The 22,266-nt window shown below is 73.2% G+C and carries 18 protein-coding genes and 1 tRNA gene; 9 read left to right on the top strand and 10 right to left on the bottom strand.

The annotated features are described in order from the left end of the window. The first annotated feature begins 152 nt into the window (after nt 1–152). A complete protein-coding gene (locus OG553_RS19775) occupies nt 153–935 on the top strand; it encodes a DUF6227 family protein (protein ID WP_405980258.1) in 783 nt (260 codons plus the stop codon). A gap of 60 nt (nt 936–995) precedes the next feature. On the opposite strand, the gene pfkB is transcribed toward OG553_RS19775, so the two are convergent. Together pfkB and OG553_RS19765 are read right to left on the bottom strand one after the other, a co-directional pair. Further along, nucleotides 996–1,934, bottom strand: a complete 939-nt coding sequence (gene pfkB, locus OG553_RS19770; RefSeq protein WP_405980257.1) for a 1-phosphofructokinase — start codon at nt 1,932–1,934, stop codon at nt 996–998. Nucleotides 1,935–2,134: 200 nt separating this feature from the next. Further along, nucleotides 2,135–3,697 (bottom strand): MFS transporter, encoded by a 1,563-nt coding sequence (locus OG553_RS19765; protein ID WP_405980256.1) that lies wholly within the window; start codon nt 3,695–3,697, stop codon nt 2,135–2,137. A gap of 62 nt (nt 3,698–3,759) precedes the next feature. Between OG553_RS19765 and OG553_RS19760 the strand changes: the two genes are divergently transcribed. Next, a complete protein-coding gene (locus OG553_RS19760) occupies nt 3,760–4,701 on the top strand; it encodes a helix-turn-helix transcriptional regulator (RefSeq protein WP_405980255.1) in 942 nt (313 codons plus the stop codon). A 171-nt stretch (nt 4,702–4,872) separates the two neighbouring features. Here the strand turns inward: OG553_RS19760 and OG553_RS19755 are convergent, their stop codons facing one another. Next, a complete protein-coding gene (locus tag OG553_RS19755; RefSeq protein WP_405980254.1) occupies nt 4,873–5,850 on the bottom strand; it encodes an RNA polymerase sigma factor RpoD/SigA in 978 nt (325 codons plus the stop codon). Nucleotides 5,851–6,382: 532 nt separating this feature from the next. Here OG553_RS19755 and OG553_RS19750 point away from each other — a divergent pair. After that, on the top strand, nt 6,383–7,054 hold the full coding sequence (locus tag OG553_RS19750; protein WP_405980253.1) for a Uma2 family endonuclease: 672 nt from the start codon (nt 6,383–6,385) through the stop codon (nt 7,052–7,054). A gap of 30 nt (nt 7,055–7,084) precedes the next feature. On the opposite strand, the gene OG553_RS19745 is transcribed toward OG553_RS19750, so the two are convergent. The 3 genes from OG553_RS19745 to OG553_RS19735 all read right to left on the bottom strand — a co-directional run bounded on the left by OG553_RS19745 (nt 7,085) and on the right by OG553_RS19735 (nt 10,394). Next, the gene (locus tag OG553_RS19745; protein WP_405983081.1) at nt 7,085–7,858 is read right to left on the bottom strand and encodes a dioxygenase; all 774 of its coding nucleotides are present in this window, start codon (nt 7,856–7,858) and stop codon (nt 7,085–7,087) included. A 139-nt stretch (nt 7,859–7,997) separates the two neighbouring features. Continuing rightward, entirely contained in the window at nt 7,998–9,539 is a 1,542-nt protein-coding gene (locus OG553_RS19740) for an MFS transporter (protein WP_405980252.1), read from the bottom strand. Between the two features lie 99 nt (nt 9,540–9,638). Then, a complete protein-coding gene (locus OG553_RS19735; protein WP_405980251.1) occupies nt 9,639–10,394 on the bottom strand; it encodes a TetR/AcrR family transcriptional regulator in 756 nt (251 codons plus the stop codon). A gap of 284 nt (nt 10,395–10,678) precedes the next feature. Between OG553_RS19735 and OG553_RS19730 the strand changes: the two genes are divergently transcribed. The 3 genes from OG553_RS19730 (at nt 10,679) to OG553_RS19720 (ending at nt 13,543) form a co-directional block, all read left to right on the top strand. After that, nucleotides 10,679–11,956, top strand: a complete 1,278-nt coding sequence (locus OG553_RS19730; protein WP_405980250.1) for a M6 family metalloprotease domain-containing protein — start codon at nt 10,679–10,681, stop codon at nt 11,954–11,956. A 69-nt stretch (nt 11,957–12,025) separates the two neighbouring features. Then, entirely contained in the window at nt 12,026–12,514 is a 489-nt protein-coding gene (locus tag OG553_RS19725; protein ID WP_362471793.1) for a RidA family protein, read from the top strand. Nucleotides 12,515–12,568: 54 nt separating this feature from the next. Further along, nucleotides 12,569–13,543: an endonuclease/exonuclease/phosphatase family protein gene (locus tag OG553_RS19720; RefSeq protein WP_405980249.1), complete on the top strand. Its 975-nt coding sequence runs from the start codon at nt 12,569–12,571 to the stop codon at nt 13,541–13,543. On the opposite strand, the gene OG553_RS19715 is transcribed toward OG553_RS19720, so the two are convergent. Then, a complete protein-coding gene (locus OG553_RS19715) occupies nt 13,497–14,741 on the bottom strand; it encodes a cytochrome P450 (RefSeq protein ID WP_405980248.1) in 1,245 nt (414 codons plus the stop codon). The genes OG553_RS19720 and OG553_RS19715 overlap by 47 nt on opposite strands. A 133-nt stretch (nt 14,742–14,874) precedes the next feature. On the opposite strand from OG553_RS19715, the gene OG553_RS19710 reads away from it, so the two are divergent. Further along, nucleotides 14,875–14,947 (top strand) — tRNA-Arg (locus OG553_RS19710). Nucleotides 14,948–15,008: 61 nt separating this feature from the next. Here the strand turns inward: OG553_RS19710 and OG553_RS19705 are convergent. The 3 genes from OG553_RS19705 to OG553_RS19695 form a co-directional block, all read right to left on the bottom strand. Next, on the bottom strand, nt 15,009–15,212 hold the full coding sequence (locus tag OG553_RS19705) for a hypothetical protein (protein WP_405980247.1): 204 nt from the start codon (nt 15,210–15,212) through the stop codon (nt 15,009–15,011). A gap of 88 nt (nt 15,213–15,300) precedes the next feature. After that, the gene (locus OG553_RS19700; protein ID WP_405980246.1) at nt 15,301–17,097 is read right to left on the bottom strand and encodes an MFS transporter; all 1,797 of its coding nucleotides are present in this window, start codon (nt 17,095–17,097) and stop codon (nt 15,301–15,303) included. 79 nt (nt 17,098–17,176) lie between these two features. Continuing rightward, nucleotides 17,177–19,996 (bottom strand): hypothetical protein, encoded by a 2,820-nt coding sequence (locus tag OG553_RS19695; RefSeq protein ID WP_405980245.1) that lies wholly within the window; start codon nt 19,994–19,996, stop codon nt 17,177–17,179. A 185-nt stretch (nt 19,997–20,181) separates the two neighbouring features. Here OG553_RS19695 and OG553_RS19690 point away from each other — a divergent pair, with 185 nt between their 5' ends. Together OG553_RS19690 and OG553_RS19685 are read left to right on the top strand one after the other, a co-directional pair. Further along, nucleotides 20,182–20,931: a GPP34 family phosphoprotein gene (locus OG553_RS19690; RefSeq protein WP_125817614.1), complete on the top strand. Its 750-nt coding sequence runs from the start codon at nt 20,182–20,184 to the stop codon at nt 20,929–20,931. Between the two features lie 335 nt (nt 20,932–21,266). Next, nucleotides 21,267–22,151, top strand: coding sequence for a helix-turn-helix domain-containing protein (locus OG553_RS19685; RefSeq protein WP_405980244.1), 885 nt, complete (start codon nt 21,267–21,269; stop codon nt 22,149–22,151). Nucleotides 22,152–22,266: the final 115 nt, after the last annotated feature.

Genomic DNA, 22,266 nt, shown 5'->3' with positions numbered 1-22,266 from the left:
CCGGGGCCATCCGTACCCAACTTGACCTGAAGGTGTGGCGGGAACCCCTGATGCTTCCCGGACGTTTTACCGAATCCCGGACGTGATGTCAGCACCAGGGGCTACGTTGTGCTTCCGCGAAGTGACAAGCAGCGACGGCCTGGAGACCCACCTTGAGCGATCCGTACGAGACAACCGAGGCGCACCTCGAGCGACTCCTGGGCCGCGCCCTCAACTCCTTCGACCTGCCGGACAGCCTGGTCGAGCGCCTCGGCACGGCGCTCGCCCACAGCTCTTCGCTGTACACCACCCACCACAGCCCGTCGGCGGGGCTGTGGCGGGAGACCCACCGGCACACCTACCTGCTGCCCGACGGGGACGCGGCCTCCCTGTGGGAGCTCGCCTACCGGCTCGGGGGCGACCGCCACACCCGGCACGAGGTGTTCGAGAGCAAGGCCGAGCTGGGGCTGGCGGTGGCCCGGCTGTTCGGCGAGTCCCCCGCGGAGCCGGTGCCGGCCGGAACGCCCGGCACCGGAGTGGAGGACGGGGACGAGGGACTGGAGGCCGATCTGGCGGTGCTCAGCGCGCTGTTCGCGGCCCCGTCGCCCCAGCAGCGCCGCCGCGAGTACACGGTGGAGCAGTCCGCCGACCACGCCCGGCGGGTGCTGCGCCGCGCGGAGAACGCCGACCGGCCCGGTGAAGCGGTGGCGGTGCTGCTGCGCTCCGCGTACGCGCACCACATCACGCAGGCGTTCGGCGGCCGGCAGTGCCTGGCCGACGGGCGGGACGCCGGTTTCAGCCTGTACGAGCACGCCTTCGTCCTGCTGGACGGGAGCGAGTTCAGCCTGTGGGAGGTCGAGCACACGGCGACTCCGGACGGCCGGCACATGTGCGAGGTCTACGACAGCGAGGCCGCCGCGCGCGGGGCGATGGAGCTGCGGGCCAACGTCCGCTGACGCGGCCACCGGGGCCACCCGGGGCGTCGGGGTCACCGCGGCCGTCGGCCGCGGTGGCCGTCAGCCGGCGGACAGCGGGAGGTCCAGCGGCAGGTCCCGGGTGATGCGGACGGCCTCGGGGCGCAGGTCCTCCGGGCCCGGCATGACGCTGCCCGGCAGCTGTACGGCGGCCGCGCCGTGGGCGAGGGCGGAGGCGAGGGCGGAGGGGCCGGCACCCCCCGCGGTCAGGAAGCCTGCGAGGGCGGCGTCGCCGGCTCCGACGTCGCTGCGGACCGCCGCGACCGGTGCCGTGCCGTGGTGGGCGCCGTCAGCGGTGACGAGGAGCTGGCCCTGCGCGCCGAGGGAGGCCAGCACCGCGCCGGCGCCGCGGCCGACCAGTTCCTCGGCGGCCTTGACGGCGTCGCCGAGGGTGGCCAGCGGGCGGCCCACGGCTTCGGCGAGCTCGGCGGCGTTCGGCTTGACGACGTCGGGGCGGGCGGGCAGCGCCGCCGCCAGGGCGGGGCCGGAGGCGTCCAGGGCGACGCGGGCGCCGGCTTCCCGGGCGCGGGTGACGAGTTCGGCGTACCAGCGGTCTTCCAGGCCGGGCGGCAGGCTGCCGCAGCAGGCGATCCAGTCGGCTCCGGCGGAGCCGCGGACGGTGTCGAGCAGGAGGGCGGACTCCCGGGCGGAGAGCTCCGGGCCCGCCGCGTTGATCTTCGTGAGGGTGCCGTCCGGTTCCACGACGGCGATGTTGGAGCGGGTCAGCCCGGCGATGGAGACGGCGGTGACGTCCACGCCCTCGGCGGTCAGCAGCTCCAGGAGCAGGGTGCCGGCGGGGCCGCCCAGCGGGAGGACCGCGGTGGTGGAGCCGCCCGCGGCGGCGACGGCCCGGGAGACGTTGACCCCCTTGCCGCCGGGGTCGGTCCGCTCCCCCGCGGCCCGGAGCACCGCACCGCGTTCCAGCGAGGGGACCTCGTAGGTCCGGTCGAGGGAGGGGTTGGGGGTGACCGTGAGGATCATTGCGAGCCGCCTGTGGGTTCGTGTCCGTTCAATACCGGATTATGCCGCTTCTCCGCCACCCTACGCAGAAAACCGGGGGAAAACAAAGAAAAACGGACATGCCCGCTCCGAGGAGCGGGCATGTCCGCAGCTCCCGGTCCGAACCGGGGGCCGTCACCGGGACGTCGACGGGGCCGTCGGCGGGGCCGTCGGCGGGCGCGTCAGTGGGCGCCCTCGACCGCCCCCTCGCGCTCCGACATCGGAACCTGCCGGCGCGGCAGCACGAACATCACCGCGAAGATCACGACGAGGACCGCCACGACCCACCACAGCGCGCCGCGGAAGGCCTCGGCGTACGGCACGCCGAGGATCCGGTCGTCCTCGATGGAGCCGAAGAAGACGACGGAGGTCAGCGCGAGGCCGAGCGCGTTGCCCATCTGGCCGGTGGTGTTGATCAGGCCGGACGCGGAGCCGGCGTGCTCGCGCGGCACCTGCGACAGGATCGTGTCGTTCAGCGGGGCGACGATGAGGCCCATGCCGACGCCCATCACGACCAGCGGGGCGGCCATCTGCCAGGAGTTGATCTCCATGCCGTAGCGCTCGGCCTCCCAGATGTAGAGGAGCAGGCCCGCGGCCATGACCAGCGCGCCGGCCTGGAGCACCTTGCGGCCGAAGCGCGGGACGAGCTTCTCGACCGAGAGGCCGGCCGCGACGGAGACGGCGATGGAGAAGGGGATGCCGGTGCTGCCGGCGTGCAGCGGGGTCCAGCCGAGGCCCATCTGCATGTACAGGGTCCAGACCAGGAAGAAGATGCCGGTCGCCAGGCCGAAGGCCAGCTGGACCGTGATGCCGCCGGCGAAGCTCTTGATCCGGAAGAGGGAGAGCTCGACGAGCGGGGAGCCGTCCTTCTTGATCTTGTACTTCTCGTACGCGATGAAGGCCGCGAAGACGACCGGCGAGGCGATCATGCAGACGAAGCCCCACAGCGGCCAGTCGTTCTCCCGGCCCTGGGTCAGCGGGTAGATCAGCATGACCAGCGCGAGCGTGGCGAGGACGACGCCGACCAGGTCCAGGCGCAGGGCCTTGGGGGCCTTGGACTCGGAGATGAACTTGCGGCCCAGGATCACCGCGGCGATGCCGACGGGCAGGTTGATCAGGAAGATCGTGCGCCATTCGAGGCCGAACAGGTTCCACTCGGTGAGCAGCGCGCCGAGCATCGGACCGGAGACCGCGCCGAGGCCGACGATCGCGCCGAACATGCCGAAGACCTTGCCGCGCTCGTGCGGCGGGAAGGTGACGTGGATGATCGCGAGGACCTGCGGGACCATCAGGGCCGCCATGGCGCCCTGGAGGAGGCGGGAGGCGACCAGCATGGACGGGTCGGGCGCGATGCCGCAGAGCAGCGAGGCGACGGTGAAGCCGGCGACGCCGACGAGGAAGAGCCGCTTGCGGCCGTAGATGTCACCGAGACGGCCGCCGGTGATCAGGCCGGCGGCGAAGGCGAGCGCGTATCCGGCGGTGATCCACTGGATCGCGCTGGTCGATGCGCCGAAGTCCTGGCGCATGCTGGGTATCGCGATGTTGACGATCGTGACGTCGACCAGGTCCATGAAGGACGCGGTCATCACGATGGCGAGCGCCAGCCAGCGGCGGCGGTCGGCCGGGGCCGCGGCGGGGTCGCCGGCGGCTTCGGGTGCGGGTGCTGCCGCGGCGGGTGCGGTCCGCTCTTCTCGTACGGGCCCGTTCCCGCTTTCGGGCGATGCTGTGGACGTCTCGGTGCTCATGGAGAGAAACCTAGACGGGATGTAGGCCAGGACGTGTCCTACTTACCTGGCAATCTTGAAGTATGAACGACACACCCGGCCGGCTGCTCACCCTGCTGTCCCTGCTCCAGACCCCGCGCGAGTGGCCGGGCAGCGAGCTGGCGGAGCGGCTGGGGGTGAGCGCGCGGACCATCCGGCGGGACATCGAGCGGCTGCGGGAGCTGGGGTACCCGGTGGAGGCCACGCTGGGCGCGGTCGGCGGGTACCGGCTGGTGGCGGGGGCGGCGATGCCGCCGCTGCTGCTCGACGACGAGGAGGCCGTGGCGATCGCCGTGGGGCTGCGGGTGGGGGCCGGGCACGCCATCGAGGGGGTCGAGGAGGCCTCCGTACGCGCCCTCGCGAAGCTGGAGCAGGTGCTGCCGGCCCGGCTGCGGCACCGGGTGGGCGCCCTGCAGTCGGCGACGGTCGCGGTGACCCGGGGCGACGGGCCGAGCGTGGACCCGCGGACGCTGACGGCGATGGCCGGGGCGGTGGCGGGGCCGGAGCGGCTGAGGTTCGCGTACCGGGCGCGGGACGGGGCGGCTTCGCGCCGGCTGGTGGAGCCGTACCGGCTGGTGAGCACCGGGAGCCGCTGGTACCTCGTCGCCTACGACCTGGAGCGGGAGGACTGGCGCACCTTCCGGGTGGACCGGGTGAGCGAGCCCTTCGCGACGGGGGCCCGGTTCGCGCCGCGCGCCCTGCCGATGGAGGCGGCCGAGTTCGTCCGGCGGGCGCTGCGGGGCGAGCGGACGTACCCGGTCGACGTGTCCTTCGCCGCGCCGCCCGAGGAGCTGCCGACGTGGCTGCGGGAGGCGGCCGCGGCGGAGGGGTCCGGGGCGCGGGTGCGCTTCGAGAGCGGGGACGCGCCGGAGTGGCTGGCGGCCCGGATGGCGCTGACGGGGCTGGAGTTCACGGTGCGCGGGCCGGAGTTCCTGGCGGAGGCGGCCGGGTCACTGGGTGCCCGGCTGGCCCGGGCGGGGGGCTAGACGGGTGCCCGGGCGCAGCACCCGGGCGCGGGCCCCGGTGGGGCGCGGCCGGGCGGCGGGCGCAGCCGGGCAGGGGCCCGGGCGTGGGCCCGGGCAGGGGGGAGCCCCGGCGCCAGGGGGGGTGGGCACCGGGACTCGTTCGGGGGCGGGAGCCGCAGGGCGGCGGGCCGGTCAGGCCACGGCGTCGAAGCCGGTGTCGCGGGCCATGCGCTTGAGCTCCAGCAGGGCGTGCTTCTCGATCTGGCGGATCCGCTCGCGGGTCAGCCCGTGCTGCTTGCCGACCTCGGTGAGGGTCCGCTCGCGGCCGTCCTCGATGCCGTAGCGCATCTTGATGATGGAGGCCGTGCGCTGGTCGAGCTTGCCGAGCAGGTCCTCCAGCTCCTCGCTGCGCAGCAGCGAGAGCACGGACTGCTCGGGCGAGATCGCGGAGGTGTCCTCCAGCAGGTCGCCGAACTGGGTGTCGCCCTCGTCGTCGACCGACATGTTGAGGCTGACGGGGTCGCGCGCCCAGTCCAGGACGTCGCCCACGCGCTTCTCGGTGGAGTCGAGCTCGGCGGCGATCTCGGCGTGCTCGGGGTCGCGGCCGTTCTCCCGGTTGAACTCGCGCTGGATCCGGCGGATCCGGCCGAGCTCCTCCACGAGGTGGACGGGGAGGCGGATGGTGCGGGACTGGTCGGCGATGGAGCGGGTGATGGCCTGGCGGATCCACCACGTGGCGTACGTGGAGAACTTGAAGCCCTTGGCGTAGTCGAACTTCTCGACGGCGCGGACCAGGCCGGCGTTGCCCTCCTGGATGAGGTCGAGCAGGGGCAGGCCGCTGCGCGGGTAGCGGCGGGCGACGGCCACGACCAGGCGGAGGTTGGACCGGATGAAGACTTCCTTGGCGCGCTCGCCTTCGGCGGCCAGGGCTTCCAGCTCCTCGCGGGCGGGCAGCTCCCCGGCGCGCTCTATCTCGCCGTCGAGGATCTGCCGGGCGTACACGCCCGCCTCGATGATCTGCGAGAGCTCCACTTCCCTGGCGGCGTCGAGCAGCGGGGTGCGCGCGATCTCGTCGAGGTACATGCCGACCAGGTCGCGGTCGACGATCTCCCCGCCCGCAGCGCGGGCGCTGCTCGTGGACTGACGACGGGCGACGGCGCGGGTTGCCATGCGTGCTCCCTTGCGATGCGATGAATCGGTCGCGGTGCGTCCTCGGACACTCTTCCGAGTGCCCGCTTCCGAAAGGAAACAACGACTGGAATCGGGACAGAATTCCCACGCCGGTCTCCCTTTTTCGAGATCTTGCAGTATCCTGCCCCGCCACCCCCCGGAACCGGGGTCGGCGACCACCTGCGAGAACCCGGGAACGTGCAGGTCAGGCCGGTCTTGGCGGCCGGTCCGGCGGTGTCCGCGGAGCCGTCCGGCGACGGCGTCCGTGAGACCGTCGTCACATCCGGCGGCGCCCGGTGCGAGCCCGGTGCGGCGCCGCCGTGGGCGCGCTCCCACCCTGAAGACGGGTCGGACCGGCTCCTGGTTGCCTGGACTGGCGATCGAATCACCGAAAACGCAACAAGGTGCGCAAATCACCCTGGGCGGCGAACACGTGTCGGGCGTGCGTCCGTCCGGGTGATTCGGCCCCCTTCCGGGTGAAGCACGGGCATATTCCGTCGGCATGCCACATTCCGGCCGTAGCGTGCCGGGAGTGATCGCACACATCCCGCGGCCGTCCCGCACCGCGGCGCCGACGAGCGCCGGTCCCGCAGGCCCCGAAGGCCCCGAACAAGACACCGAGCTCGACAAGGCCCTGTGGCGGGCCTGGCAGGCCATCGACCCGCCCGAGACCTTCCGCGTCGAGATCGTGGAGGGGCTGATCGAGATGTGGCGGGTGGGGCGGCCGTTCACGCACGCCCTCACCGCGAACCGGCTGCGGTCCCGGCTGGCCGCCCACCTGGCCGGGGGCCCGTACGCCCCCTACATGGCGATGTACGTGGTGGGCGGCTACCAGGCCTGGGCGCCGGACGTGCTCCTCGCGCCGGACGACCTGACCGGGCACGCCGCCCGGGGGGAGCTCGGGATCAAGGCGTCGAGCGTGCCCCTGGTCGCCGAGGTCGTCGCCCCGGGGCCGCAGGACGTCGCGCGGGACCGGGTCCGCAAGCGCCGCGCGTACGCGCGGGCCGGGATCCCGGTCTACGTGATCGTCGACGACTACGACGGCCACGGCACGGTCAGCGTGCTGACCGGTCCCGTACCCGACGAGGCCCGGTACGCCTGCGAGGTGCGGGCGCCCTACGGGACCGGGGTGGCCGTGCCGGAGGGGCCGGCCCGGGGCTTCGTGATCGGCGAGCAGATCACCGGCCCGGCCCGCGCGACCTAGGCGGTCAGGCGGCTACGGGCGGCCAGGCCGCTAGGCGGCGGCCGCGCCGAACTGGACGGAGCGCTTCGACAGGCCCATCCAGAAGCCGTCCACCGGGGTGTGCTGGGCGGTGAGGTCGGATCCGGCGGCCCCGAGGGCGACGAAGAGCGGGGCGAAGTGCTCCGTGCGGGGGTGGGCCAGGCGGCCCGCCGGGGACTTGGCCTCGAAGTCGAGCAGGGCGTCGACGTCCTGCGCGGCCAGCGCCTCGCGGCCCCAGTGGTCGAACTCCGCCGACCAGCCGGGCACGCCCGGGCCGGTGTGCCGCAGCGCGGCCAGGTTGTGGGTGAAGAAGCCGCTGCCGACGATCAGGACGCCCTCGTCGCGCAGCGGGGCGAGCTTGCGGCCGATGTCCATCAGCCGGGCCGGGTCCAGCGTGGGCAGGGATATCTGGAGGACCGGTATGTCGGCCTCCGGGTACATCTCGACGAGCGGGACGTACGCGCCGTGGTCCAGGCCGCGGTCCGGAACGTCCTGGACCGGGGTGCCGGGCGCCTTCAGCAGTGCGCGGACCGAGGCGGCCAGCTCCGGGGCGCCCGGGGCCTCGTAGCGCACCCGGTAGTAGTGCTCGGGGAAGCCCCAGAAGTCGTAGACGAGCGGCACCGGCTCGACGGCGCCGAGCGCCAGCGGGGCCTCCTCCCAGTGGGCGGAGACCATCAGGATCGCGCGCGGCCTGGGCAGGGCCGCGGACCAGGCGGCGAGCTCGGCCGGCCAGAGCGGGTCGTCGGCGAGCGGCGGGGCCCCGTGGCTGAGGTACAGCGCCGGCATGCGGGTGGTCTCGGTGGTCACGGGGGCGCTCCTCGGTCGTGGGTGCGGTGTGGTGCGGGGTCCCTCGAAAAGACTAACCCCGCCTCGTTCAAATTTGAACGAGACGGGGTGATCAGTCATTCCCGCACGTGCCGCGCCGTCAGTGGGCGATCACCGGGACCTTGATCTCGGCGTCCTCGCCGGCGCCCGAGCCGGAGGCGACGGGGCCGCCGGAGCCGGGACGGCCGGTGTTGATCAGCGTGAAGGCGATGGCCGCGCTGGCCACGAGGATGCCGACGGCCCACCAGATCGCGGACGAGTAGCCCTCGACCATGGCCTGCGCCTGCACCAGCTTCCCGGCCGGGCCGCCCGCCGCGGCCTCGGCCGCGTGGTCGGTCAGGTAGGCGGTGGTCGCGGAGGCGGCGATGGTGTTCAGCAGGGCGGTGCCGATCGCGCCGCCCACCTGCTGCGAGGTGTTGACCATGGCGGAGGCCACGCCGGCGTCGGCCGGGTCGACCCCGTACGTGGACAGGGACATGGCGGGCATGAAGGCCGTGCCCATGCCGAGGCCCAGCAGCAGCTGCGCGGGGAGGATCAGCGCCGGGTAGGAGGAGCCGACCTCAAGCTGCGTCAGCATCAGCATGCCGGCGCCGGCGAGCAGGAAGCCGGGGCCCATCAGCAGGCGCGGGGCGACCCGGGTCATCAGGCGGGCGCCGATCTGGGTGGAGCCCGTGATCATGCCCGCGATCATCGGCAGGAAGGCGAAGCCGGTCTTGACGGGCGAGAAGCCCTTCACGACCTGGAGGTAGTAGGTGAGGAAGAGGAACAGGCCGAACATGGAGATGACGGCCAGGCCCAGCGAGAGGTAGACACCGCCGCGGTTGCGCTCCAGCAGGACGCGCAGCGGCAGCAGCGGGGACTTCACCCGGGACTCGACGAACACGAAGGCCGCGAGCAGCGCCACCGAGGCGACGAACATGGCGACGGTGACCGTGTCCGACCAGCCGGCCGACTCGGCGCGGGTGAAGCCGTAGACGAGGGCGACCAGGCCCAGGGTCGACAGGATCACGCCGGGGACGTCGAGGCGGGCGCTGTTGCGGGAGCCGGCCGGCTCGCGGATGACCATCCAGGCGCCGACGGCCGCGACGATCGCGAAGGGGATGTTGACGAAGAAGGTCCAGCGCCAGTTGAGGTACTCGGTGAGGAAGCCGCCGAGGATCAGGCCGACGGCGCCGCCGCCGCCCGCGATCGCGCCGTAGATGCCGAAGGCCTTGGCGCGCTCCTTGGCGTCGGTGAAGGTGACCGCGAGCAGGGAGAGCGCGGCCGGGGCCAGCAGCGCGCCGAAGGCGCCCTGGAGGGCGCGGGCGCCCAGCATCATCGCCTCACCGGTCGCGGCGCCGCCGAGGGCGGAGGCCAGGGCGAAGCCGATGAGGCCGACGACGAAGGCGTTCTTGCGGCCCCACTTGTCGGCGATGCGGCCGCCGAAGAGGAGCAGTCCGCCGAAGGCCAGCGCGTACGCGGTGATGACCCACTGGCGGTTGCCGTCGGAGATGCCGAGGTCGGTCTGGGCGGAGGGGAGGGCGATGTTCACGATGGTCGCGTCGAGCACGACCATCAGCTGCGCCAGGGCGATGAAGACCAGGGCCTTCCACCGGCTGGGGTCTACGGCGGCCGGCGGGGCCGTCGCGGCTGTTTTCGGCATGGGGGTACCCACTTCACTGTGCGGATGACTGAAAAATTACTGAAGGTGAGGCTGGAGGTGAGGAAAATTACTGAAGGTGATGGGAAGTCTGAGAAGTCTCTAGTTCCGGGGCGCGCGCCTCAGGTCGTCCAACGTGGCCGCGGTGCCGGGCAGTTCGGACCGGGCCGGGGCCCGCAGGCCGTCCATGAAGAGCTGGAGGTGGCGGTGGACGAACCGTTCCACGCCCAGGCAGTCGGTCCCCGGCAGGGGGCGGCTGAGCTGGGACAGCGCGACCATCAGGTCGCCGACGCCGATGTCGGGGCGCAGCAGGCCGCCGCTCTGGCCGGCGTCGACCAGCCGCTCCACGGCCGTCTCCAAGGCGGCGCGGGCGGCGAGGAGTTCGGGGTGGTCGCGGTCGAAGCCCGCCGCGAGCATCGGGCACAGGGCGCCGATCCGCTCGTCGGCCGCGCCGTGCGTGAAGCGGCAGAGCGCCGCGAAGGCGTCCGGCTCCTCGGCGAGCGCGTCCTCGGCCAGGGCGGTGACCCGGTCCATCACGTAGAGCACCACGTGGTGGACGAGGGCGGCCCGGTCGGGGAAGTGCCGGTACAGGGTGGCGTTGCCGATGCCCGCCCTGCGGGCGATCTCGTCGAGGGGGGCCTCCGACCCGAACTCCACGAACACCTCGCGCGCCGCCACCAGGATCCGCTCCCGGTTGCGCACGGCGTCGGCGCGGGGCTTCGGGACCCGGCCGGGCGCCGCTGCGCAGGCCCCGGATCCGGATCCGGCGTCGGAGCCGGTGTCGCCCACGACAGGGGTTCCGGTGAGGTCCACGGCCGCTCGGGGTGCGGCCGCCGGGGTGCGGGCGGGGCTCTTCATTCCGGGGCCTTCCTGGGGCGCGGGACCGGGCGGATCCCTTCGTACGGCCGCCCGTAACCGGGGAGCCGGTCCCCGCTTCGTGGGACTCTCGTTCAAACGGGGATCCAGTCCCCGGTTATTTCACCCACGAGTGTGAGCTGCGCCACACTCCTGGGAGGGGCTTTTGCCCCGGTCGGATCACATTTGGAGGCTTTCGACGCGCGGGCGTGTCGCAATCGGCGGAGGGTGAGCCCACAGAGAGCAGCCCGGACCCGGCCGGCTGCCGCGGACCGAAGGCGATCTCCATGCCGCAGACCCGCCGCCGGATACGCAGACCCTGTCGCACCAGCGCGTTCATCGGCCTCACCGCACTGGCCCTGGGCGTCACCGCCACCGCCAGCGGCGGCATATCCGGTCGCGGCCACTCGGCCTCCGGCCCCGTCGCCACCAGCGCCGAATCCGTACTGGCGCCCTGCCGGATCACCGGAACCATGGGCGTCCAGATGTCGGAGGGCCTGCCGACCCCGCCCGGGTACTCCCGCTCCACCGGCGAGGTCCGCGCCCTGAACCTGATGATCGACTTCCCGGACGCCAAGGGCGAGGGCACGGCCATGGACCGGCTCGCGGAGTTCTTCCCCCAGACCTCCGACTGGTTCCGCACCAGCTCCTACGGCCGCCTCAACTACCGCGCCGAGTCACCGGTGCGGGACTGGCTGCGGATGCCGATGCCGTTCGCGGCGTACGGGATCGAGCGCGGGTCCCCGTACGAGCCCGGCTACCGGCAGCTCGTCGAGCACATCGCGAAGGCCGCCGACGCCGAGGTCGACTTCAGCCGGTACGACCTGGTCAACATCCTGGTCACCCCGAACGCCGGCCCGTCCGCGCTCGACACCGTCCTGTCGGTCACCTTCTCCGGCAACGGGGAGGCGCCGATGGCCGACGGGGTCCCGCTCGCGAACACGTCCTTCGTCTACAGCCGCCAGGACGACGGCTCCGGCTCCTACCGGGAGACCGGCTACCGGGTCCTCCCCCACGAGAACGGGCACGTCTTCGGGCTGCCCGACCTGTACACCGCCGACGGCGGCGGCACGGTCGGGCACTGGGACATCATGAGCGAGGACTGGGGCGCCAACAACGACCTCCTCGGCTGGCACAAGTGGAAGCTGGGCTGGCTCGACAGCAGCCAGGTCAGCTGCGCCTCCACCTCCGGCACCAGCGACCACCTCCTGTCCCCGCTGGCCGTCGAGGGCGGCACCAAGCTCGCCTTCGTCCCCCTCTCCGAGACCGCCGGCTACGCGGTGGAGGTCCGCACGCGCGCCGGGAACGACGAGGCCGTCTGCAAGCCCGGAGTACTGATCTACAAGGTCGACTCGGACGTGGACACCGGGCGCGGGCCGGTCACCGTCTCCGACAGCGCCACCGGCAGCGGAGGCTGCACCCGGCGGCCCAACGTGCACGCCGAGCTCTCGGACGCGCCGTTCCGGCCGGGCGAGACCTTCACCGACGAGAAGGCGGGCATCACCATCGCCGTCGTGGGCGAGCTCCGCAACGGCCGCTACCAGGTCCGCGTGACCCGGCCCTGACCCCGCCCCCCGTTCACCAGCCCGCAGCCCCGAGCCCGCAGCCCGCAGCCCGCACCGAGGAGGCCCTCCGTGACCGCGACCCCCACCACCCCCGAGGAACGCCTGGCGGCGGCCGGGCTGGAGCTCCCGCCCGCCCCCGCACCCGTCGCCGTGTACGTACCGGCGGTGGTCAGCGGGCACTACGTCCACACCTCCGGCCAACTGCCCATGACCGGCGGGGCCCTGCCCGTCACCGGCAAGGTGGGCGCCGGGGTCACCCCGGAACAGGGCAAGGAGCTGGCCCGGCAGTGCGCGCTGAACGCCCTCGCCGCCGTGGCCTCCGTCGCCGGGGACCTGTCGGCCGTGAAGCGGGTGGTCAAGGTCGTCGGCTTCGTGGCGAGCGCCCCCGACTTCACCGGCCAGCCGGGCGTGGTCAACGGCGCGAGCGAACTCCTCGGCACGGCCTTCGGCGACGCGGGCATCCACGCCCGGAGCGCGGTCGGGGTGGCGGTGCTGCCGCTGGACGCCCCGGTCGAGGTCGAGATCACCGTGGAGCTGCACACCCCGATGGGGGTGTGAGGCCGGCCCGCGCGGAGGCAGAACCTCCGCCGCGCGGGGCGCGTCCCCCGGGGCATGACCCCGTACGTGACACCCCGCCGCCGGGGAGCCGGCGCCCGGCTCCGCCCGCCCCGCGGGGGCGTGGTCGCGGCCCTCGCCGTCCTGACCGCCCTGCTCCTCGTGGCGCACCCCTGGCTGCCCGGCGGCCCGGCGAGCGGCAACCCGCGCAGCCTCGTCCAGACCTTCCTGCCGTGGACCGGGCTCGCGGTGCCCCTGCTGCTCGCCGCCGCCCTGCTGCGCCGGTCCCGGGGCGCACTGGCCGCCGTACTGCTGCCGGCCCTGGCCTGGGGGTGGGCGTACGGGTCCGCGCTGGGCGACGGCTCGCGGGGCGGCCCGGCCGACCTCACCGTCGTCACGCACAACGTGGACGACGCCAACCCCGACCCGGCGGGCACCGCCCGCGCCGTCGCCGCCTCGGGGGCGCAGCTGATCGCCCTCCAGGAGCTGACCCGGCCCGCGCTGGACGCGTACGAGCGGGAGCTGGCCGCGAGCCACCCGTACCACGTGGTGCGGGGCACCGTCGGGCTGTGGAGCACCTTCCCGCTGCGCGACGCGGGTGCCACGCCGATCGTTCCGTGGCGGCTCCTGCTGCGCGCCACCGCCGACACCCCGAAGGGGCCCGTCACGGTGTACGTGGCCCACCTGCCGTCCGTCCGGCTGGGCGGCGGCGGCTTCGCCACGGAGAACCGCGACGAGGCCGCCCGCAACCTCGCCGCCCGGCTGCGGGAGGAGGGGCCGGCCGGGCGCACCCTGCTGGTCGGGGACTTCAACGGGACCACTGCCGACAGCGTGCTCGCCCCGGTGGTGCGGGAGTTCACCGCCGCCCAGGAGGAGGCGGGCGCCGGCTTCGGCCTCAGCTGGCCGGCCCGGTTCCCCGTCGCGCGGATCGACCAGATCCTGCTGCGGGGCGGGCTGACCCCGGTCTCGGCGTGGACCCTGCCCGCTACCGCGAGCGACCACCTGCCGGTGGCGGCGTCGCTGCGGTACTGACCGGCAGGGCCCTCAGGGCGTGGAACCTGAAGGTGGTGGTCCACGCCAAGTCGGCCTCCCGCACCGCGAGTCGCAGTCCCGGCAGCCCGTGCAGCAGGGCGCCGAGGCCGAGGGTGAGCTGCGTCCGGGCCAGGGCCGCGCCGAGGCAGTAGTGGAGCCCGTGCCCGAGGGCGAGGTGGGCCTTGTCGGCGCGGGTGAGGTCGAAGCGGTCCGGCTCCGGGTACCGGGCGGGGTCGCGGTGGGCGGAGGCGAGCGAGAGGAGCACGGTGTCGCCCGCGGGGATCCGCACGCCGCCGATCTCCACGGGCTCGGTCGGGAATCGGCGGATGGCGGTGTGGTTGGCGAGGGAGTGGCGCAGCAGCTCCTCGACGGCGTCGGGGAGGAGTTCGGGCCGCTGCCGCAGCAGTTCCGCCTGCTCGGGATGGGCGAGCAGGGTGAACAGCCCGTTGGCGATCAGGTGCTGGACGTTCTCGCTGCCCGCCATCAGGATCAGGAAGGCCAGCGAGACGAGTTCGTCCTCGCTCAGCCGGTCGTCCAGGTCGCGGGCGGCGATCAGCCCGGACAGGACGTCCTCGCCGGGCGCGGCGCGCCGTTCGGCGACGAGCGCGGTGAAGAACCGGTGGATCTCCCCGACGGCGCGGGCGAGTTCCTCGCGGCCGGCCGGGTCGAGCATCGTCAGGACCCACCCGGAGAACCGCTCGCGGTCGGCCTCGGGGACGGCGAAGAGGTCCCCGATGACCTTGAGCGGCAGCGGCCTGGCGAACTCGGCGACCACCTCGGCCGTCCCGTCCTGCGCGGCCCGCGCGGCGAGCCGGCCGGCGAACAGGTCCACGGCGGCCCGGATCGAGGTGCTCATCCCCTCGACGTGCCGGGGCGTGAACCCCTGCGCGACGAGCCGGCGCAGCCGCAGGTGGTCGTCGCCGTCCATGTTGAGCAGGTTGGCGTCGAGCGCCGGGGGCAGGGCGAAGCCCTTGAACCCGTCCCCGGCGTGCTTCTTGTCCACGGACAGCCGCGGGTCGGCGAGCCCCCGGCGCACGTCGGCCTCGTGCGTGACCAGCCACGCGGCCGACCCGTCGGGCAGCGCGACCCGGTGCACGGACCCCTGCTCGCGCAACCGCGCGTAGACGGCGTACGGATCGGCCCGGAAGTCCTCCCCGAACGGCTGCGGCAGCACCCCTGCTTCGACGGTCCCGTCCATGACTCCCCCACCCCTCGCCGGCGTCCCCGCACGCGCCGGATCATGGAACAGGTTAAGAGGCGGCATCCGCGCACCACGATCCGCTAGGCTGTCCAGCGGTCAGCCGAAGACCGTTCCAGGTCCAGGCAGTCCCGCCTTCGTAGCTCAGGGGATAGAGCACCGCTCTCCTAAAGCGGGTGTCGCAGGTTCGAATCCTGCCGGGGGCACAGTGTGCGGAGACCCCCAGTCCGGTGTGGCTGGGGGTCTTCGGCGTCGTGGGGGTGGGTCTCAGCTGAGGCCTCTGCTGCGTTCGCCGATGCGGTCGCCCTGCGGGGTGCCGGCGCGCTTGAGGGCCGCCTTGGTGTGGGCGCCGCCCTTCACCTTGCTGCGGAGCGGGCCCTCGAAGCCGTGGCCCTGGGCGTGCGGCGGCTGGAGGCGTTCCGCCGCCTTCGCGATGGCCGCCTGGACGTCGTGCTTCTGCTCTTTGCTCATCCCGTCGTCAACTCCCTCGGGAAGCACCCAATCGGTTCCAATCGGATTATTGGGATCCTATGCACATATCGGGGCCGGTGCACCTGGATCAGGGGCGCGGCGGGGTGCCCAGGGTGCGGCGGAGCAGGGGTTCCGGGCAGGGCGTGCCGCGCGGGAGCTGGTACTTCGCCGAGACCCGGTACTCGCCCGGCGCCGGGGCCAGCAGCTCCGTCCAGGCGTCCCCGTAGGCGTCGGGGGCGGCCTTGAACAGGCACCCGGCGGTGTTCGCGTCCCGGGGCGGCGGTACGGGCTTCCCCGCGCCGTCCACCAGCCCCAGCCACGGGGAGTGCGGGATCCGCACCAGTACGCGGCCGGGCGCCGAGACCTCCACCACCAGCTGGTCCGCGCCCGCCCGGACCACCTGCGCGGGGCCCGAGACCAGGCTCGTGGGGGCGTCGACGCGCAGCAGCCGCCAGTTCTCGTCGCCCCACACCTGGCTCAGGTACGGCAGGCCCCCGCGCAGCAGCTCCGCCTCGGCCTCCCCGCCCGAGTCGGGCTTGTCGGCGGGCAGCACCACGTAGTGCACGGCCCAGCGGTCCAGCCAGGCCCGGTAGCCCTCCGCGGTAAGGGTGCCGTCGTAGAAGAGCGGGTTGCGCTCCAGGTCGGCCTGCCGGTTCCAGCCGCGCGCGAGGTTCACGTACGAGGGGAAGGCCGAGGACTCCCGGTGACTGCTGGCGGGGACCACCTCGACCCGGCCCCGGTCGGCGCCGGCCTTCCGGAGCTGGTCGACCAGCGGGGCCAGCTCGCGGTTCCAGGCGGCCACCGGGGTGGTGCGGACGATGTCGGTGACGCTGTTGGTGGTGATCCAGGCGGTGAGCCCGGCGAAGGCCAGCAGCAGGGCGTACCGGCGCCGGGTGCGGGGGGCCGCGTACGGGACGGCGGCGAGCAGCACCGCCCCGCCGAACAGCATGACCAGCCGGGTGACGTTCGAGCCGACCTGGGAGTCGACCGCCCAGGTCAGGAACACCCCGAGGGTGTACACGGCGGCGGCGGCCCGGACCGTCCGCCACGCCTTCGGCACGAGGAGGGCGACGGCCAGGCCGAAGAGGAACGGCAGGCCGGCCGAACCGATCTTCATCGGCTGCGTCCCCGAGAAGGGGAACAGCCACGCCGACAGCCCCACGACCGCCACCGGGGCCAGCCCGAGGGCGTACGCGCCCGGCCGCCTCCGGCTCAGGAACAGCGCGGCCGCGACCACCCCGAGGAAGAGCCCCGCCACCGGGCTCGCGGCGGTCGCCAGCCCGGCCAGCGGCGCGGCGACGGCGGCCTTGGCCCAGCGCCGCCGGGCCCATTTGCGGGGCCAGCAGAAGACGGCGGCGACCGCGCCGAGCGCGAAGAGGGTGCCGAGCCCGAAGGTGACCCGGCCCGAGAGGGCGTTGCAGAACAGCCCGTAGACCCCCGCCAGGGCCGGCCACAGGGGGCGCCGGACGGCTCCGCGGCAGCGGGTGAGGATCAGTGCGAGGAGCCCGGCCGAGGCGGTACCGGCGATCATCATGGTGGTCCGGACACCGAGCACGTGCATCACGTACGGGGACACCACGCTGTACGAGACCGGGTGCATGCCCCCGTACCAGGCGAGGTTGTACGCCGTGTCGGGGTGCCGGCCGACGAACTCCGCCCACGCGTCCTGCGCGGCGAGGTCCCCGCCGCTGTTGGCGAAGCAGAAGAACCAGACGACGTGCAGGACCGCCGCCGCGGCCGTCGCCACGAGCACCGGGTGCCGGTGCGCCCAGCCGGACGTACGGGACGTGCGGCCGGCCGGGCCTCCGGGCAGGCCGGGGCCCCACGGCGGCTCCGGCCGCCCGGCCGCCCCCGCGTGCTGGTGCTGCTGCTCGGCTGTGGTCACGGACGCCACCCTCTCGTACGGCTGCCAGGACGCGGAACGGCGCCCCGGGGTTGCCCGGGGCGCCGCGCCCTGTCCTGTGTCAGCCGATCCGGGTCAGCTTGCTGCCGAAGCCCGGGGTGTCCAGCTCGCTCTGGAGCGCCACCGGCACCTTGACCTGGCTGGCGCCGTCGCCGACGGTCAGCACGCCGACCTGGGTCCCGGCCTTCGCCGACTCCGGGATCGCGGTGCCGCCGTCGCCGAGCTTGATGTCCACGGTCAGCGAGGACCAGCCGACGGCCTGGACGTCGGCGGTGGCGACGACCGGGGTGTGGCCGCCGAGCCCGTCGTCCACGTAGCCCACGACCTGGCCCTTCTTCACGACGGGCGCGCCCTGGACCTCCTTCTGCGTGGCGATCAGCAGCGAGCGGCTGTTGGCGATGACGGTGTCGATGATCGGCGGCTTGTGCTGGCCGAGGACCGCGCCGACGAGCAGCTGGTTGGTGTCGCCGACCTTCTTCTGCGCGGCGAAGAGGAGGTTTCCGCCGGCCTTGGTCGTCGTACCGGTCTTGATGCCGAGGGAGTCGTTGAACGGGACCAGGCGGTTCCAGTTCTGCCAGACCTTGCCGGTCTGGTCGGTCCAGGCGGGCAGGCGGGTGATGTCCACCAGCGCCGGGATCTCGACGATCTTCAGCCCGAGCTTCACCTGGTCCTCGGCGGTGGAGACCGTGGTGGCGTCCAGGCCCGAGGGGTCGGTGTAGGTGGTGTTGGTCATGCCGAGTTCCTTGGCGGTGTCGTTCATCTTCTTGACGAACGCCTCCTGGGAACCGGAGTCCCAGCGCGCGAGGAGCCGGGCGATGTTGTTGGCCGACGGGATCATGAGGGCGGCGATCGCGTCGTACTCGGAGATCTTGTCGCCCTCCTTGACCGTGTTGAGGGTGGACTCGTTGTCCGACTTGTCCTTCTGGCCCTCGGTCTCGGCGGTCTTGTCGACGTCGATCATCGCGCCCTTCTCACCCTTCTTGAAGGGGTGGTCGCGCATGATGATGTACGCCGTCATCGACTTCGTGACGCTCGCGATCGGCACCGGCTTCTGCTCGCCGGAGCTGCCGATCGTGCCGAGGCCGGCGGCGGCCATGGAGGCCTGGCCCTCGGTCGGCCAGGGCAGGTTCGGCGCCCCGCCGGGGAAGGTGTACGTGGCCTTCGCGGTCAGCTTGAGCTTCGGCGCGGGCAGCGGGCGCACCAGCTGCACGACGGAGATCACGACGATCAGGAGCAGCACGAGCGGCGCGTAGATCTTGATCCGCCGGACCGCGTTCCGCATCGGGGTGGGCGGCGGGGGCGGGTTGTTGGTGAGGTCCGCCAGCATGTCGAGCGGCGGCCGGGGCGGCAGCGGCTGCTGGGTGGTCCGCTCGCTGGGGTCCAGACTCGGCCGGGCCGGGGCCGGCGGGGCGGGCCGCACCGGGGGCTTGGCGGCGGGGCCGGACTCGCCTTCGCCGCGCAGCGGTACGAAGGTGCTGACGCGGCGGTCGCTCTCGCCGGTGCCGGTGCCGGTGCCGGTGCCTGCGGCGCGGGGGTCCGAGGAGGGCTTCCCGGGCGCGCCGGTGCCGGTGCCTGCGGCGCCGGGCCGATCCGTACCGGGCCGCGGCGCGCCGGTGCCTGCCGCGCCGGGCTTGGCGGTGTCGGGCTTGGGCGTGCCGGTGCCGGGCTTGGCGGTGCCGGGCCGGTCCGTGCCGGGCTTGGCGGTGTCGCCCTTCGGGGCTTCGGGCTCGGGCTTCTCGGCGCCCTTGGCGGCGGCGTCCTGCTTCACCACGCCGAACGCGGTGGTCGGCGCGTCGGCGGCGGCGGGCTTGGCGGCCGGCTTTCCCTTCTCCGCGTCGGGCGAAGCGGAACCCGGCTTCACGGCGCGGAAGACGGCGGTGCGCTCGCTGTCGGAGTCCTCCGCGGGCGCGGCCGGCTTCTTGGCGTCCGCCGGACCGGAACCGGGCTTCACCGCACGGAACACGGCGGTGCGCTCGCTGTCGGCGGCGGGCTTCTCGTCGCCCTCGGCGTCCGGCTCCTCCGGCGCGGAAGCGGAACCTGGCTTCACGGTACGGAAGACGGCCGTCCGCTCACTGTCGGCGGCAGCCGTACGCGGATCCCGGGCGGGCTCGTCCGCCTCGGGGGCGGGGTCGGACTTCACCACGCCGAACGCGGTCGTGCGCACGTCGGCGGACAACTTCGCAGCAGGCTTCTCGGAGGGCCCGGCCTCCTCCGCATCCCCGGCGGACTTCGCCGAAGCGGAACGCGGCTCGTCCGCGTCGGGGGCGGGGTCGGACTTCACCACGCCGAACGCGGTCGTACGCACGTCGGCGGACGGCTTCGCAGCAGGCTTCTCGGAGGGCCCGGCCTCCTCCGCGTCCCCGGCGGGCTTCCCCGAAGCGGAACGCGGCCCGTCCGCGTCGGGGGCGGGGTCGGACTTCACCACGCCGAAGGCGGTGGTACGCACATCGGCGGACGGCTTCTCGGAGGGCTCGGGCTTCTCCGCCTCCTGGGCGGGGTCGGACTTCACCACGCCGAACGCGGTGGTACGCACGTCGGCGGACGGCTTCGCAGCGGGCTTCTCCGTGTCCCCGGCCGGCTTCGCCGCAGGCGGCTCGGCAGGCGACTCGGCCGGCGGTTCGTCCTCCCGGGACGGGGACTGGCGGACCACGGAGGCCACCGGGGTCTTCGGGTCCACCCGACCGGGGGACGGGCGTGACGGGGCGGCGTCGGACTCCGGCTCCGCGTCCTCGTCCTGCGCCTGCTCGTCCGGCTCGGCGGTCGCGACCCACGCCGCCACGGCCTCCTTCAGCGGGTCTCGCGGCTGGAAGACCGACAGCCTCGGGTCCTGCTCCCCGGACGCTCCTTCATCTACCGACTTGTCGGGGGACTCGCCCGCCACCGTTCCTCCTCGATCGCTGTCCGGCCACTGTCCGAACCGTCTAACAGTGTCCCGTCTAGGGGGCATCGCCCAACCGCTAGACGAGAACGACATAGCTACTGGTTCCCGCCCAAAGCGTCCAGGCACTCTCGACAGATGAATGTGAGAGGCGTCACCCTGTCACTCATCCACGCGGGGAGGCATGGATGGGCAGGAGCCGCAGAACAATTCCGGAGGAGCTTCTGCTGCTCGCTTTGGACCCGGCCACGGGTACCACGGCGCAGCCGCAGTCGCTCGACCTCGGCCTGGCCGGGGCACAGCTAGTGGAGCTGGCTCTGGCAGGACGGATAGCCCCTGACGGGGATCGTATCGCCGTGGTGATGCCACGGCCGACAGGAGATCCGACTCTGGACTCCGCACTGGAACTGCTGCGCAGGCGCGGCAGCCCGGTACGGGCGGTCCACTGGATCGGCGGACCCCGGCTGGGGCTCCGCCAGATCTACCTCGCGCACCTGGAGCGCTGCGGCATGGTGCATGCCGTCGCGGGACAGATGTGCGGGGTGCTGCCGACGACTCGCTACCAGGCGACCGACACGGCGATCAGCCGGGAGATCCGTGCCCGGCTCGACAACGCGATCCGCACCGGCGTACCGCCGGACCCGCGGACCGCGGCGCTCGCCGCGCTGGCCCACGCGGTCGGTCTCGGCAAGCACCTGTACCCCGGCAACGAGGGTCGGTCGTCCAGGTCCCGGCTGCGGGACCTGATCCGGCACGACCCGATGGGCGGTCTCGTCGCGCACGCCGTGATGGACGTCCAGAACGGCGTGGCCGCACAGCCGCGCCGCGACCGTGCCGCGCAGCCGCAGCCCCAGCCGGCCGTCCGGGCCACGGCGACCGGCGGTGTTCCGCTGCAGCCGCGCCGGACGGGTGCGATGGCCCGCGCGGCCGCGCACTGAGCGGGAACGGCACGGGTACGCGTACCACCGGCACGATCCGCACCACCGGCACCACCGGCACCACCCGCACCACCCGTACGACCCGCCACACCCCTTGAACCACCGGCGGGCCGGATCGAACGATCCACAGATCCACCGACACCGCGGCCGGAGGTCCCCCAAGACCCGGCCCCGGAGCCGCCCGCGCGCGGGGTGGCGAGGCCGAAGAGACGGCTTCGCCACCCCGCGCGCCGCTTTCCCGCGTTCCCCAGCGCCGTCGCACCCTTCGGTGGCAGTCTGCTGAACACCAGACACTCAGCGAGACAGCGACAGAAGAAGGCGGAGGTGCCGTTCACGTGGCGTCCAATGTCAATCCCACCGTCCGACGCCGCCGACTGGGCATGGAGCTGCGCAAGCTCCGCGAGGACAAGGGCATGACGGCCGAGCAGGTCGCCGAGCGCCTCCTCGTCTCCCAGTCCAAGATCAGCCGGCTGGAGAACGGCCGCCGGTCCATCAGCCAGCGCGACGTCCGCGACCTGTGCGAGGTGTACGAGGTCGAGGACCCGCGGCTGGTGGACTCCCTCATGCAGATGGCCAAGGACTCGCGCCAGCAGGGCTGGTGGCACGCCTTCGGCGAGATCCCCTACAGCGTCTACATCGGCCTGGAGACCGACGCGGCCAGCCTGCGCACCTACGAGCCGCAGATGGTCCCCGGGCTGCTCCAGACCCCCGAGTACGCCCAGGCCCTGATCCGCGGCGCGCTGCCCGAGACGGCGCCCGCGGACGTGGAGAAGCGCGTCCAGGTGCGCATGCACCGCCAGAAACGGTTGTCCGAGACGGAGAACAACAACCCGGACGTGGGGCCGCTGCGCCTGTGGGCGGTGATCGACGAGGCCGCGCTGCGCCGGCACGTGGGCGACCCGCAGTTGATGGTCCGGCAGCTGGAGTTCTTGATAGAGCAGTCGCAGCAGCCGTACATCACCGTGCAGGTGATGCCCTTCACGATGGGCGCCCATCCGGGAATGAACGGGCAGTACGCGATTCTGGAATTCCCGGACGCGTCGGACTCGACGGTCGTCTACATCGAGGGCGTCACGAGCGACCTGTACCTGGAGAAGGCCAACGACGTCCAGAAATACAGCGTGATGTACGAGCACCTGCGCGCGCAGGCCCTCAACGTGGAGCAGACCCGGCAGTTCATCGCCGAGATCATCGAGCAGCACGCGGGCAAGGCGAACTGACCGGAAGTGGCGCGGGGTCCGGCACGGTACACCGTCGGTCCCCGGCCACAGAAGGCCTGAATGGAATATGCCACCCGGTCGAGTGAATGCCTCCTTCGGCCATCGGGAGGTGCCG

It is taken from the genome of Streptomyces sp. NBC_00158 (assembly GCF_045160885.1).
Classification (GTDB): Bacteria; Actinomycetota; Actinomycetes; order Streptomycetales; family Streptomycetaceae; genus Streptomyces.
Note: the sequence above shows the minus strand (reverse complement) of the source record. Positions and strands in the feature narration are given on the sequence as shown.

Excerpts from the sequence above, each read along its gene's own strand:
- pfkB (WP_405980257.1), bottom strand. The coding sequence starts at position 1,934 with ATGATCCTCACGGTCACCCCCAACCCCTCCCTCGACCGGACCTACGAG.
- OG553_RS19765 (WP_405980256.1), bottom strand. The coding sequence starts at position 3,697 with ATGAGCACCGAGACGTCCACAGCATCGCCCGAAAGCGGGAACGGGCCC.
- OG553_RS19760 (WP_405980255.1), top strand. The coding sequence starts at position 3,760 with ATGAACGACACACCCGGCCGGCTGCTCACCCTGCTGTCCCTGCTCCAG.
- OG553_RS19755 (WP_405980254.1), bottom strand. The coding sequence starts at position 5,850 with ATGGCAACCCGCGCCGTCGCCCGTCGTCAGTCCACGAGCAGCGCCCGC.
- OG553_RS19745 (WP_405983081.1), bottom strand. The coding sequence starts at position 7,858 with ATGCCGGCGCTGTACCTCAGCCACGGGGCCCCGCCGCTCGCCGACGAC.
- OG553_RS19740 (WP_405980252.1), bottom strand. The coding sequence starts at position 9,539 with ATGCCGAAAACAGCCGCGACGGCCCCGCCGGCCGCCGTAGACCCCAGC.
- OG553_RS19735 (WP_405980251.1), bottom strand. The coding sequence starts at position 10,394 with ATGAAGAGCCCCGCCCGCACCCCGGCGGCCGCACCCCGAGCGGCCGTG.
- OG553_RS19730 (WP_405980250.1), top strand. The coding sequence starts at position 10,679 with ATGCCGCAGACCCGCCGCCGGATACGCAGACCCTGTCGCACCAGCGCG.
- OG553_RS19720 (WP_405980249.1), top strand. The coding sequence starts at position 12,569 with ATGACCCCGTACGTGACACCCCGCCGCCGGGGAGCCGGCGCCCGGCTC.
- OG553_RS19715 (WP_405980248.1), bottom strand. The coding sequence starts at position 14,741 with ATGGACGGGACCGTCGAAGCAGGGGTGCTGCCGCAGCCGTTCGGGGAG.
- OG553_RS19705 (WP_405980247.1), bottom strand. The coding sequence starts at position 15,212 with ATGAGCAAAGAGCAGAAGCACGACGTCCAGGCGGCCATCGCGAAGGCG.
- OG553_RS19690 (WP_125817614.1), top strand. The coding sequence starts at position 20,182 with ATGGGCAGGAGCCGCAGAACAATTCCGGAGGAGCTTCTGCTGCTCGCT.